Source organism: Arthrobacter sp. CDRTa11, assembly GCF_026427775.1.
Lineage (GTDB): Bacteria > Actinomycetota > Actinomycetes > Actinomycetales > Micrococcaceae > Arthrobacter.
In genome coordinates, this window is sequence record NZ_CP044532.1 from 962,910 (window position 1) to 974,213 (window position 11,304).

The window sequence follows — 11,304 nt, forward strand, 5'->3', positions numbered from 1 at the left end:
TGAGTGGTCCCCCCACGTCGATCGACCCAAGGAACACATGAGCCCCGCAAACGAAGTACGTAAGTCCAAGGCTGAGCGAACGGCGGAGGCACGCGAAAAAGCGCGCCTGATCCGCGAGGCCCAGCTGAAAAAGGACAAGCGCAACAAGCTGCTGATCGGCTGGGGCATCGTGGTGGCAGTGGTTGCAATCCTGGCGGTGATAGCGCTGGTGGTGACCACCAGCATGCGGCAGAACGCGCCGGTTGCCGAGCAGGGTCCCACCCCCGCAAACGGCAATATCCATGGCGGCGTCACATTACTTGCCAATACAGAGGTGGCACCCGCTGAGCCGGCCACCGTGAACGCAGCGGACCTGCCGGGTCCGCCGGAGACTGCCCCGGCTGAAGTGCTGGCGCCCGGCGCCGAAGCCGAGGCCGGCAAGCCGGTGAAGGTTGTCCTCTACATCGACTTCATCTGCCCGGCGTGCAAGAACTTCGAGGCCCAGAACAACGCGCAGCTGACCGCCCTCCGCAACGAGGGCAAGATTTCCGTGGAGTACCGCCCGCTGGGCTTCCTGGATACGCGGTCCACCACCAACTACTCCTCCCGGGCAGCCAACGCTGCGGCCTGCGTTGTCAACGAATCCCCGGAAAAGTACGCGGAGTTCGTGGACGAGCTGTTCGCCCAGCAGCCGGCAGAAGGCGGAGCGGGCCTGTCCGACAATGACCTGAAAAAGATGGCCACGGACATTGGCGCCAAGAACATCGATGCCTGCGTTGACAGCAAGACCTACCGTCCCTACGTGGCGTACACCACCAAGCAGGCCGCGTCCATCGGCGTGACCGGCACGCCCACCGTATTTGTGGACGGCAAGCAGTGGGGCAAGGGTGCCAGCGCCCAGACCCCGTTCCCGGACTTCCTCCAGGCCGCGATCGACGCTAAGGGCTGATCAACACCAGCTCAAAGAATGGCCCGGCCCGGACGCAAATTCCGGGCCGGGCCATTCTTATGTGGAGCGGGGTGCAGTTCCCTTTGTGGAACGTGGGGGTCCACGCGTTTTTACCAGCGGCCGGAGTTGGGCTAACCTTATCTAGCGCCGTTTAGGCGTTCGCCCGCAGGGGCACGCCTCCTTAGCTCAGTTGGCCAGAGCACCGCTCTTGTAAAGCGGGGGTCGTCGGTTCGAATCCGACAGGAGGCTCCACTTCTCCAGCCGGTCCAGAGCGAACTGACCCAGGCTTGGTCCCTGACGATCAGCTCAATCCTTATCGATGAGCTCCAGCAGTTTCTTGGCGGCGTCCCGGATGTCATCGTGCCCGTACTGGCCTGCGCGGCTTTCCAGTGAGATCACGGCGCAGCGGTGCACCTTCTTGAAGTCCCCAAAGGGAAAGCTCACGCTGCCTTTAGTGCCGTCTGACGCTTCGTCGTCCCGGCCCAGATGCCATTCCGCAAAATCGGCGAAACCGTGCTTGTCGATAAACGCGTTTTCCTCATCAGTTGACGGCGCGTGTTCGCTCCAGTCATCACGGATATCGCGTTCAACCTTTCCGTTCTCAACAAGTTTCCGGGCGTGCGCCAACGCTTTACGGTTGAGTTTGACGGCCATGCTGCCTCCTAAGCCACGGGTTCTGCCGGCGATTTCAGCCTAGGACTTCACGGCCGCAGCCACCACGGCCTGGGAACGAAAATTCGCCGGACACCTGCAGTTCCGGACTTCTCGTGGCTGTTAATAGCGGGACTGTTAATGCCTGTGAGACCGGGCCGAAACCCGCCCACAACATTCGCCCCCTACTTTCAGTACATGCCTTTCAGTCTCGTGGCCCGTCTCCGTTCCCGCCTGGCGGATGTGTTCCTGTGTGATTCCGTTGATCAGGCGGCCGGGGCCATGGCTGACGCCACCCGCTGGGGCTGGTTGCCGGCCTTGAGCGGGGTGGCGGCGGGAGCAGATGAGGCCATGGCAGCACATGCAGCGGCAACCGTGCCGCCGTCCCAAAGCTTCCCAGGCTGACCGTCAGCGGGCGGAGCGTAAAAGGGCAGAGCGTAAAAGGGCAGAGCGTAAAGGGCCGGGCGGATTGAATTCCCGCCGTGCAATTGGCCGGATAACTCCTGGAAACGGCGCGCGAATCAACACGGAGTGTCTGCTGGGGCACACTTTTCTCCAAGGAACGGCATAATGACCTAAACTGCTTCACTGAGGTGCCTGAAATGGTGCTGCGCAGCAACGAAAGTGAACCACGCTATGGCTACCGATTACGACGCTCCACGCAATAAGACAGACGAAGAATCTTCCGCCGAATCGCTGGAGGCCCTCCAGGCATCCCGCAGCGGCAGTGCACAGACCGCGGTGATTGACGTTGACGAGAACGACACCGCCGAAGGCATCGACCTTCCCGGCGCTGACCTCTCCGGTGAAGAACTGACGGTCATCGTTGTTCCGGAGCAGTCCGACGAATTTACCTGTTCCTCCTGCTTCCTGGTCCGCCACCGGTCCCAGATTGCCCGCGAAAAGAACGGCCTGAAATACTGCCGGGAATGCGAAGGCTGACCCATCCCTGCATGATCGTCAAGCGCCGGCCACCGTGAGGTGGCCGGCGCTTTTGCGTCTCGGTTAGGCAACGTTATAAGGCATAACGGAAGGGTCCAGAAACGGCGTCGATCAGGTTTCTTTAGGCCTAAAAACCCCTCCGCGATTACTCTGGCGTGACCCGAAAAAGGCCTCATTAACGGTTCCGCGCCGAAGCGGATACAAGCCTCGATTCCCGCCCTGGGCGCTCCTACGCTTGAGCTACCTAATCACTCGAAGGGGTGGCCCACAATGAAAAAGATTCATACATGGCTGGCAGTCGTTTTGATGGCTGTCGGATTAGGTTTCCTGGCTCCGGGGCCCGCCTCGGCTACCACATCCTATTGCGGACTCGAATGGGGATCGCTGATTGAATCCAATCCTGCGATGAGCACCGCATCGGTAACCAACGTCCGGACGGGGCAGCACTACTGCTTCGACCGCCTGGTGGTTGATCTTAACGGCCCTGTGGCCGGCTACACCGTCCAGTACGTCCCCGTAGTGGTCCAGGACGGTTCAGGTTTTGATATCCCGCTGCAGGGCGGCGCGTTCCTCCAGGTAACTGTGAACGCACCCTCCTATGACAGCAACTACAACGTCACGTACAGCCCGGCAGCCAAAGCCGAACTGTCCAACGTTTCGGGGTACCAGACCTTCCGTCAGGTAGCGTACGCAGGCAGCTTTGAAGGCTACACAAGCATCGGTCTGGGCGTTCGCGCCCGGCTTCCGTTCCGGGTTTTCACCCTGGACGGTCCGGGAGCCGGATCGCGCATGGTTGTTGATGTAGCGCACTTCTGGTGATCCACAGGTTGGGTGGACGCCGGTAGAAAACAAGGTGCCGGCATTGAGATAGGCAGAGGGAACCACAAAAAGCGGCGCCCTGCTCCGGAGGCTTTCCGGGCAGGGCGCCGCTTTTTTGTTGCCGCTGCGGGCAGGCTACTCGGGAACCACCAGTGCCGGTGTGTCCCGGCGGATGGTTTCGCCGCGGAAGAATCCCGGCCGCAGGCGGGCCATGATGAGCATAAACACCGCTCCGAATGCCAGGATTCCAATGCCCAGGACAAAGACCAGGCCAACACCGAACACCTCGGAACCGCTGCCGAACTCAGGGGCCAGGCTGTCCACTGCGGTCTGAAAGAACACCACAAAGAGTCCTATGCCGCCCAGCAGCGGGCACAGCAGCCGAAGCGTGAAGTTGCGGACGCTGCTGAACACGCTGTTCCGGAAGTACCAGGCACAGGCGATGGCGGTGAGTCCGTAGTAGAAGCAGATCATCAGGCCCAGCGCCAGGATGGTGTCATTCAGGACGTTCTCGCTGATGATGTGCATCGCAGCGTAGAACCCCGCGGACAGGACTCCAGCGGCAATGATGGCGGTGCGCGGCGTTGAGAAGCGTTTGCTCAGGCGGCTGAGCGGCTTGGGAAGGGCGCCGTAGTGGGACATGGCCAGGAGGCTGCGGGACGGCGACATGAAGGTGGACTGCAGCGACGCCGCCGAGCTGGAGAGGACGGCGAGGGACATCAGGATGGCGAAGGGTCCCATGATGGGGGAAGCCAGGGCGGTAAAGATATTTTCCTGGTTGTCGGGGTTGCTGAGTCCGTTGCCGGTATCGCCGATGCCGGCGAACATCATGGTGGAGATGCTGATCAGCAGGTAGATGCCCAGGACGATTACGGCGGTCAGGGTCCCGGCCAAACCAGCCGTCTTCTTGCCGTTGGTGGTTTCCTCGTTCACGGTAAGGCATACATCCCAGCCCCAGTAGACAAAGATGGAGAGCGAGATGCCCGCCGCGATCTGGCCGAACGTCTCGATCTTGGTGACGTCAAACCATTCCCAGCTGAACGGGATGGCTGTTTCGGACGTGGACCAGTTGGCGAAGGCCATGGTTACGAAGAGGCCCAGGACCAGCAGCTGGAACCCCACCAGGCCGTACTGCACCAGTTTGGTGGTGTGCATGCCGCGGTAGCTGATCCACACCGCCAGGGCCACGAAGACGAAGCAGGTCAGCACGTTCAGCGGCTTGTTGGCGGCGAGCTCGGCCAGCTCCGGTGAACCCGTGAGCTGGGAGAGGAAAAGGTAGAAGAAGTCCACTGCCACGGCGGCCAGGTTGGACAGCACAATGATGTTGGCCGCAAGGAGCCCCCAGCCGCCCATCCAGCCAACCCACGGGCCGAAGGCCTTGGTGACCCAGGTGAAGGTGGTGCCGCTGTCCGGGGAATCGGCATTGAGTTCCCGGTAGGCCAGCGAGACCAGGATCATGGGGATGAATCCGATCAGGAAGATGACCGGCAATTGGAGCCCGGCCTCATTGATGGTGGGGCCCAGGGCGCTGGTCAGCGTGTAGGCGGGCGCGATGGTGGAGATGCCAAGGACCACCACGGCCAGGAGGCCCAGCTGGCCACCCTTCAGTCCCTTGGCGCTGATGCCGTGGGCCGTGCCGGGGGCGTCGGCCCCGGTGCTGTCAGCTACTCCGGTTGCGGTGCTGTTACGGATGGTGTGGGTCATGTCCGTACTTTCTCGAGGGCAGCAGGCTGCTGTTGGGTGATGCAGTGGATACCGCCACCGCGGGCGAAGAGTTCCCGTGCGTCAATACTGACGATCCGGCGTCCGGGATAGGCCTCGGCCAGGATCTGGAGGGCCTTGTCGTCGTTGGGGTCGCCGAAGCTGCAGGCGATGACGCCTCCATTGACCACCACATGGTTGATGTAGCTGTAGTCCACAAAGCCTTCGTCGTCTGTCAGGGCCTCGGGAGCGGGAACCTCCACGACGTTCCACTCGCGGCCGGCAGCGTCGCGCGTGGTGCGCAGGTAGCTGATGATGTCCCTGCAGACGTCGAAGTCAGGGTGTGCCGGATTCCGCTGCGAGTGGACCAGCAGCGTGCCGGGGGAGGGGATGGCTGCCACGATGTCCACATGCCCGCGGGTGCCGAAACGTTCCGAGTCCCGGGTCAGGCCGCGGGGGAGCCAGATGACGTGCGTGGCGCCCAGCGTGCGGGCCAGTTCGGCTTCCACATCGGCCTTGCTCAGGCCGGGGTTGCGCCCCGGGTCCAGCTGGACGGTCTCGGTGACCAATACTGTTCCCTCACCGTCCACCTGCAGCCCGCCGCCCTCGTTCACCAAGGGGGACACCACGTGGTGGGACCCGGAGCGGGCGGAAATTTCGGCGGCGATCAGGGCGTCCTTGTCCCAGCGGGCCCAGTCCTGCGCACCCCAGCCGTTGAAAACCCAGTCGACGGCGCCGCGGCAGCCGTGCTGGTCAAGAACAAAGGTGGGGCCGATGTCCCGCATCCAGGCATCGTTCAGCGGGGCGGCAAGCACCTCAATGTCCGGGTGCAGATAGCGGGCTGCGGTGTCGACGTCGTCGGGGTTTACCACCATGGTGACCGGTTCGAACTCGACGGCGGCATTGGCGACAGCTGCCCAAGTTGACCGGGCCGCGTGGGCGGCTTCCTCGGAATCGCCGAGCGTGTAGCCGCCGGTCGGGAAGGCCATCCAGAGGCGTTCCTGCAGGGCTGTTTCGGCTGGCATGCGCCAGGTGCTCATGCTGTTGCCTCCAGATAGGCCTGTGCTTCTCCGCCCAACGGCTGGCCGGGGCGGACGGGTTCGGTGAGCCGTCCATACGTGTCCGGACGCCGTGTGGCCAGGAACGGGAAGAGAGTCAGCCAATCCCGCCGCTGGTCAAGGTCAAGGTCTGCCACCAGCACAGCGGACTGGTCGCGCGGCGCCTGGACCAGGATCCGGCCGTACGGATCTGAGATGAAGGAGGAACCATAGAAGTTCAATGTTCCTTCGTTGCCCCAGCGGTTGGGCGCCACCATAAACAGGCCGTTGGCGATGCCGTTGCCCACGATCACCTGCTGCCACAGCGGCTGCGTGTCCAGGTCCGGGTGGTCAGGTTCAGAGCCAATGGCAGTGGGGTAGACCAGGATTTCGGCACCGCCGAGGGAGTAAAGCCGGGCCACTTCAGGGAACCATTCGTCCCAGCAGGTGGGCATGCCCAGCCGTGCGCCATTCAGCTCGGCGGGCGAGTGGACCTCGTAGGCGTCGGCGGCTGCGGGACCTCTGCGGAAGAATTTGTCCTCGTAATAGCCAGCCGTAACGGGAATGTGCAGCTTGTGTGTACGGGCCAGGAGTTCGCCCTCAGGCGAGACCAGGATGGCCGTGTTGAGGCCGAGCCCGTCATCCGAGCCGTCCGGGTTGTCCGCGCGCTGATAGAGCGAGGCATGGACGCTGACGCCGTGACGGCGTGCTGATGCGGCGGCGAACTGGAAGGTGGGTCCCGTGAGGAGATCCTCGGCAGCGTCCGAGGGCCTGGGCCGCACCACTCCCGGCCGGGACGTGTCGTTGACCGGCAGGGTGTCTGCCGGGTAGCGCGAGAGCGTCAGTTCCGGCAGGAACACCACCGTGGCTCCAAGCCTGGCGGCCCGGCTGATGCCCTCGTCGAGTTCGGCGCGCAGGACGGCATCGTCTGCGTGCCAGCGGTGTTGCACCACTCCCACCCGGAGGGCGGGGCGATCGGACGGCGTTGTCCGTGCAGGGGACGCTGGTGCATCAAGGCAGGAAATTTCAATCATGTGGCTACTCCAGTGAGACGATCGTCACTAAATGAATGACGTTCATTTAGTATGGAGGGTCGGCGGCTTTAGCGCAAGACCCGAAATGAATCACGTTCTTTTATGTCCCCGGGAAGCAAATTGGTAAGCTTACTGAGAAATTCCGTCCCACCCTCCTGTGGCCATGCAGGGGGCTGATAGCGTCGGGACTGCTGGACCAATCGAGGAGGACTTATGAAAGCTTCACCGACCCTGACCAATAACCTGCAGGCTGTACTCGCGGACCTGATTGAGCTGCACATCCAGGGCAAGCAGGCCCACTGGAACATCGTGGGGACCAATTTCCGGGACCTCCATCTGCAGCTGGACGAGATTGTCGAAGCCGGCCGCCAGTTTGCGGACGACCTGGCGGAGCGCATGCGCGCACTGCATGCACTCCCGGACGGGCGCAGCTCCACCGTGGCGGCTTCCACCAATCTGCCGGCGTTCCCCGAAGGCCTGATCAACACCAAGGACGCGATCGAGCGAACCGTGGCAGCCCTGGAAGCGGCGGTGGGAACCATGCGGAAGGTTCATGACGAAGTGGAGGAGGAAGATCCCACTACTGCCGATCTCCTCCATGAGTTCATTGCCAGGCTTGAGCAGTTCGCCTGGATGGTTAACGCAGAAACCATGAAGGCCACGGCCAGCGTCACAGCCCCAGATACCCCCTAGGACACTGGCGCTCCTGGATCAGGCGCCCGGTACCGGAATCATTCCGGCGCCGGGCGCTTTTTTTGTGCCGGGGGTTGACTTCCTGCCTTCCACCAACATACTTAAGCATGTGCTTAACAATAGTTCCGAGGCAGACCTGGACCTTGTTTTCCAGGCGCTCGCCGATCCGACCAGGCGGGCCATCGTGGTCCGGCTTTGCATCGGCCCGGCATCCGTCTCGGAACTCGCCAGGCCTTTCACCATGAGCCTGCCGGCAGTTGTGCAGCACCTCCAGGTCCTGGAAAACAGCGGCCTGGTGAAGAGTCAAAAGATCGGCCGGGTACGGACCTGCAGCATCGTTCCGGCCACCGTCAGGCTGGCCGAAAGCTGGCTCGGCGCCCGCCGGACCGCCAGCGAACGCATCCTGGACCGGCTGGAGGCGTTCCTTGCCGCCGAACCTGAAGCCACAGAGCTGAAAGTTCCCGAAACGCCTGATCCGAGTAATCCACACACCAAGACATTCCCTCCGAATCCACCCAGGAGCACATGATGAGCAGTCCCCTTACCCACGCCAGCTTCACCATCGAGCGCAAGCTCAGCGTCCCGCCGTCGCGCGTTTTCCACGCCTTTTCCGACTACGAGACCAAAAAGAAGTGGTTCGGCGGCCCCGCTGAATGGGTCCAGGGCGAATCCAGCCTGGACTTCCGCGTCGGCGGGCGGGAGACAGGTGTCGGCGGGCCCGAAGGCGGGTTCGTCTCCACCATGCACGCCGTCTATCACGACATCGTCCAGGATGAGCGGATCGTATACACCTACGAAATGCTGCTGAACGGCGAGCGGTCCTCCGTTTCGTTGTGCACCCTGGAGTTGGACGCCGACGGCCAGGGAACCATCCTGACGCTCACTGAACAGGGCGTCTACTTCACGGAGGAGGACCAGGTGGCGGGCCGCAAGGAAGGCACCGAAGGCCTGATGGACGCCCTCGTCACCTACCTCGAGGGACACTGACGTCCACCGGCGTTCGATGGGGCGGCTCCTAGCGCGCCGTCGGGACTTTTCGGAGCACGACGGCGGCAAGGACTGCCGCGGCCGCCATCAGTACCAGCGCGATGGCTGCCGTGATGTGGACGCCGGAATCGAACGCCGCCCGGGACGCCTCCCGCACGGCTGTGGCAAGTGGTCCCGGGAGGGTGCCGGCCAGTTCCATGGCACCGGCCAGGGTCTCCCCGGCCCTGTCCGCGGCTGTGTGGGATGTGGCTTCCGCCAGTCCTGCCGGCAGCCTGAGGTTTTGCTGGTACGACGCCGTCAGGATGGAGCCCAGGATTGCCGTTCCCAGCACCGACCCCACCTCATAGCCTGTTTCGGAGATGGCGGCGGCGGCCCCGGATTTTTCGGCCGGCGCGGAGCCCAGGATGAGGTCGTTGGAGATGGTTTCCGCGGTCCCAACGCCCAGTGCCAGGATGAACAGTGCGCCCAGCAGGAGGGCAGGTCCGGCACTGTGATCGCCCACGGTGACCATAAGGTAGCCGCCGGCACTGAGGGAGAGGCCGCCCGCCACCACAAAGCCCGGCCTTATCCGGCGGACCAGCGGCACGGCAACCAGCCCGGCCGTCACCGTGGCGAGCAGCGCCGGAATCATGGCGACGCCCGCGGCGGACGGTGACATCCCTTCCAATAGCTGGAGGTGCTGGGCCAGGAACAGGATAAAGCCGTTGAAGGAAAAAAGCGCCAGCACGTTGGCAGAGATGGCCGTGCTGAAGACCCTGTTGCTGAACAGGGACATGTCCAGCAGGGGGTTGGCCAGCCGTTGCTGCCGGCGGACAAAAACGAATCCCATGGCCACCCCGAAGGTGACGGAAGCCAGCGGCATGACGCCGAAGCCCTCGGTGGCCACCTCCTTGATGCCGTAGACCACAGGGACCATGACCAGCAGGGACAGCAGCATGCTGGGGACGTCCACGCGGCCGGGCCGGGGATCCCGAGATTCGGGGATGAAGGCGGGGCCGAACGCCAGCAGCGGAAGCATGATGGGCACGGCAACCAGGAGCACCGCTCCCCACCAGAACTGTTCAACTAGCCAGCCGCCAAAGATGGGACCCAGGGCCGCGCCGCCGGAGAATCCTGCTGCCCAGATGGCGATCGCCAGCCGGCGGCGGTTGGGATCCGGAAAGATATTCCGGATCAGCGACAGGGTGGACGGCATCAACATGGCACCAAAGAATCCCAGTGCTGCCCGGCCCGCAATCAGCCACTCGGCGCTGGGTGCGAAGGCTGTTGCGGCTGAGACCAGCGCGAACCCGATGCTGCCCACCAGTAGCAGCCTGCGGCGTCCAATCCTGTCGCCCAGGCTTCCCATGGCCACCAGCAGCCCGGCAAGCACCAGAGGATAAGCGTCCACGATCCACAGGAGCTGGACTCCCGTGGTTTCCAGGCTGCGTGCAATCGCCGGGAGGGCGAACGTCAGGGCCGTGTTGTCCACGGCGATCAGCAGCACGGGGAACATCAGCAGGCCCAGGGCAAGCCAGTCGCGCCAGGGCGCTTTGGATCCCGGTGCCTGGGGCGTGCGGGAGCGGGCCGGGAGCTGGTTTGCCAGCGCTTCAGGGGCTTTCCGGAGGGAAGTTGCGGACGAGGTCATGACATAACTGTACCGTCCAGACGGTATAGTTATCAATTTCGGGGGCGGGACCGTGCATGATTGAAGCCATGGCCAGAAAACCCGTAGCCCGCGAGGCTGTTCTCGATGCTTTTGAATCCCTGCTGATCGAGGTGGGCGAGCGGGCCGCCACCCTTGATGCGGTCGCTAAGCGGGCAGGAGTCTCCAAGGGCGGGTTGCTGTATCACTTTCCGAACAAGGAAGCCCTGATCGAGGTGCTGCTGGACAGGCTGGATGAGCTGGCAGCCGCCGACGCCGACGCCATGGCCGCCGCCGATGAGGGAGCGGCCGCGTACTTCATCAGGTCTTCGGTGTGGGCAGATACACCCCTTGACCGTGCCATTGTTGCTGCCACCAGGCTCGCCGAGGTGGCCCATGAGGAAACACGTCAGCGCTTCGCGGCAATCCAGCAGCGTTGGCTCCGGGAGATTGCCGCCGACGTTGGCGCGGCCATGGCCAAACCGGTGCTGTACATGGGCGACGGGCTGTACTTCAACGCCATGCTTTCCGTGGGGCCCGTTCCTGCCCAAGAGACGGCGGCCGACGTTGCGGGCCTGCTGGCCGCGCTGGACCGGCTCCGCAGCTGAGTCCGTATCCTCTGAGCCCGTATCCTGATGGGTCCGCGGCATTTGCCCGAACGCGCACGGCATAGGACAATTGGACCGTGTGTGGGCCCGGTAACGGCCACCATGAACAACATCATCCAACTGAATAGCCTTTGATCTGCGGCGGGAGAGTCCTGCCAGTAGGTACAGCAGGCGCCGTAGGAGCAAACCCTCCCCAGGAATCTCACAGGCCCATGTACCGCCGCGGCGAGGCAACTCTGGAAAGTAGCAGGCAGTCCGCCTGGCGTGTCCCGGAACCATC

At 63.3% G+C, this 11,304-nt stretch carries 13 protein-coding genes, 1 tRNA gene and 1 riboswitch; of the genes, 9 read left to right on the forward strand and 5 right to left on the reverse strand.

What is annotated here, in order from left to right; translation table 11 throughout:
- The first annotated feature begins 37 nt into the window (after positions 1–37).
- A complete protein-coding gene (locus tag F8G81_RS04475) occupies positions 38–928 on the forward strand; it encodes a DsbA family protein (protein WP_267277813.1) in 891 nt (296 codons plus the stop codon).
- A gap of 175 nt (positions 929–1,103) precedes the next feature.
- Positions 1,104–1,180 (forward strand) — tRNA-Thr (locus F8G81_RS04480).
- Between the two features lie 54 nt (positions 1,181–1,234).
- Here the strand turns inward: F8G81_RS04480 and F8G81_RS04485 are convergent.
- Positions 1,235–1,582, reverse strand: a complete 348-nt coding sequence (locus tag F8G81_RS04485) for a hypothetical protein (protein WP_267277814.1) — start codon at positions 1,580–1,582, stop codon at positions 1,235–1,237.
- A 195-nt stretch (positions 1,583–1,777) separates the two neighbouring features.
- Here F8G81_RS04485 and F8G81_RS04490 point away from each other — a divergent pair, with 195 nt between their 5' ends.
- The 3 genes from F8G81_RS04490 (at position 1,778) to F8G81_RS04500 (ending at position 3,340) form a co-directional block, all read left to right on the forward strand.
- Positions 1,778–1,984 carry a hypothetical protein gene (locus F8G81_RS04490; protein ID WP_267277815.1) on the forward strand — a complete coding sequence of 69 codons (207 nt, stop codon included), beginning with the start codon at positions 1,778–1,780 and terminating at the stop codon, positions 1,982–1,984.
- Positions 1,985–2,215: 231 nt separating this feature from the next.
- Positions 2,216–2,521, forward strand: coding sequence for a DUF4193 domain-containing protein (locus F8G81_RS04495; RefSeq protein WP_267277816.1), 306 nt, complete (start codon positions 2,216–2,218; stop codon positions 2,519–2,521).
- A gap of 270 nt (positions 2,522–2,791) precedes the next feature.
- Positions 2,792–3,340, forward strand: a complete 549-nt coding sequence (locus F8G81_RS04500; RefSeq protein ID WP_267277817.1) for a hypothetical protein — start codon at positions 2,792–2,794, stop codon at positions 3,338–3,340.
- A 135-nt stretch (positions 3,341–3,475) separates the two neighbouring features.
- Here the strand turns inward: F8G81_RS04500 and F8G81_RS04505 are convergent, their stop codons facing one another.
- From F8G81_RS04505 to F8G81_RS04515, 3 genes are read right to left on the reverse strand one after another with little or no spacing between them, the layout of a single operon-like run.
- Positions 3,476–5,044 (reverse strand): APC family permease, encoded by a 1,569-nt coding sequence (locus F8G81_RS04505; RefSeq protein WP_267277818.1) that lies wholly within the window; start codon positions 5,042–5,044, stop codon positions 3,476–3,478.
- Complete coding sequence (locus tag F8G81_RS04510; RefSeq protein WP_267277819.1) at positions 5,041–6,081, reverse strand: agmatine deiminase family protein; 1,041 nt, start codon at positions 6,079–6,081, stop codon at positions 5,041–5,043. The genes F8G81_RS04505 and F8G81_RS04510 overlap by 4 nt, the downstream gene beginning before the upstream one ends.
- The gene (locus tag F8G81_RS04515; protein ID WP_267277820.1) at positions 6,078–7,112 is read right to left on the reverse strand and encodes a nitrilase-related carbon-nitrogen hydrolase; all 1,035 of its coding nucleotides are present in this window, start codon (positions 7,110–7,112) and stop codon (positions 6,078–6,080) included. Before F8G81_RS04515 ends, F8G81_RS04510 begins: the two co-directional genes overlap by 4 nt.
- Positions 7,113–7,325: 213 nt before the next feature.
- On the opposite strand from F8G81_RS04515, the gene F8G81_RS04520 reads away from it, so the two are divergent.
- The 3 genes from F8G81_RS04520 (at position 7,326) to F8G81_RS04530 (ending at position 8,792) form a co-directional block, all read left to right on the forward strand.
- A complete protein-coding gene (locus F8G81_RS04520; protein ID WP_267277821.1) occupies positions 7,326–7,805 on the forward strand; it encodes a Dps family protein in 480 nt (159 codons plus the stop codon).
- A 109-nt stretch (positions 7,806–7,914) separates the two neighbouring features.
- On the forward strand, positions 7,915–8,334 hold the full coding sequence (locus F8G81_RS04525; protein WP_267277822.1) for an ArsR/SmtB family transcription factor: 420 nt from the start codon (positions 7,915–7,917) through the stop codon (positions 8,332–8,334).
- Positions 8,334–8,792: an SRPBCC family protein gene (locus F8G81_RS04530; RefSeq protein WP_267277823.1), complete on the forward strand. Its 459-nt coding sequence runs from the start codon at positions 8,334–8,336 to the stop codon at positions 8,790–8,792. The genes F8G81_RS04525 and F8G81_RS04530 overlap by 1 nt, the downstream gene beginning before the upstream one ends.
- Positions 8,793–8,820: 28 nt before the next feature.
- On the opposite strand, the gene F8G81_RS04535 is transcribed toward F8G81_RS04530, so the two are convergent.
- Positions 8,821–10,419, reverse strand: coding sequence for an MFS transporter (locus F8G81_RS04535; RefSeq protein ID WP_267277824.1), 1,599 nt, complete (start codon positions 10,417–10,419; stop codon positions 8,821–8,823).
- A 68-nt stretch (positions 10,420–10,487) separates the two neighbouring features.
- Between F8G81_RS04535 and F8G81_RS04540 the strand changes: the two genes are divergently transcribed.
- A complete protein-coding gene (locus F8G81_RS04540; protein ID WP_267277825.1) occupies positions 10,488–11,024 on the forward strand; it encodes a TetR/AcrR family transcriptional regulator in 537 nt (178 codons plus the stop codon).
- A gap of 132 nt (positions 11,025–11,156) precedes the next feature.
- A riboswitch (glycine riboswitch) is annotated at positions 11,157–11,254 on the forward strand.
- Positions 11,255–11,304 lie beyond the last annotated feature (50 nt).

Bases quoted from the DNA above. Each gene is read 5' to 3' on its own strand.
- F8G81_RS04520 (WP_267277821.1), top strand. From the start codon at position 7,326: ATGAAAGCTTCACCGACCCTGACCAATAACCTGCAGGCTGTACTCGCG.
- F8G81_RS04500 (WP_267277817.1), top strand. From the start codon at position 2,792: ATGAAAAAGATTCATACATGGCTGGCAGTCGTTTTGATGGCTGTCGGA.
- F8G81_RS04490 (WP_267277815.1), top strand. From the start codon at position 1,778: ATGCCTTTCAGTCTCGTGGCCCGTCTCCGTTCCCGCCTGGCGGATGTG.
- F8G81_RS04475 (WP_267277813.1), top strand. From the start codon at position 38: ATGAGCCCCGCAAACGAAGTACGTAAGTCCAAGGCTGAGCGAACGGCG.
- F8G81_RS04485 (WP_267277814.1), bottom strand. From the start codon at position 1,582: ATGGCCGTCAAACTCAACCGTAAAGCGTTGGCGCACGCCCGGAAACTT.
- F8G81_RS04535 (WP_267277824.1), bottom strand. From the start codon at position 10,419: ATGACCTCGTCCGCAACTTCCCTCCGGAAAGCCCCTGAAGCGCTGGCA.
- F8G81_RS04495 (WP_267277816.1), top strand. From the start codon at position 2,216: ATGGCTACCGATTACGACGCTCCACGCAATAAGACAGACGAAGAATCT.
- F8G81_RS04505 (WP_267277818.1), bottom strand. From the start codon at position 5,044: ATGACCCACACCATCCGTAACAGCACCGCAACCGGAGTAGCTGACAGC.
- F8G81_RS04530 (WP_267277823.1), top strand. From the start codon at position 8,334: ATGAGCAGTCCCCTTACCCACGCCAGCTTCACCATCGAGCGCAAGCTC.
- F8G81_RS04510 (WP_267277819.1), bottom strand. From the start codon at position 6,081: ATGAGCACCTGGCGCATGCCAGCCGAAACAGCCCTGCAGGAACGCCTC.
- F8G81_RS04540 (WP_267277825.1), top strand. From the start codon at position 10,488: ATGGCCAGAAAACCCGTAGCCCGCGAGGCTGTTCTCGATGCTTTTGAA.
- F8G81_RS04515 (WP_267277820.1), bottom strand. From the start codon at position 7,112: ATGATTGAAATTTCCTGCCTTGATGCACCAGCGTCCCCTGCACGGACA.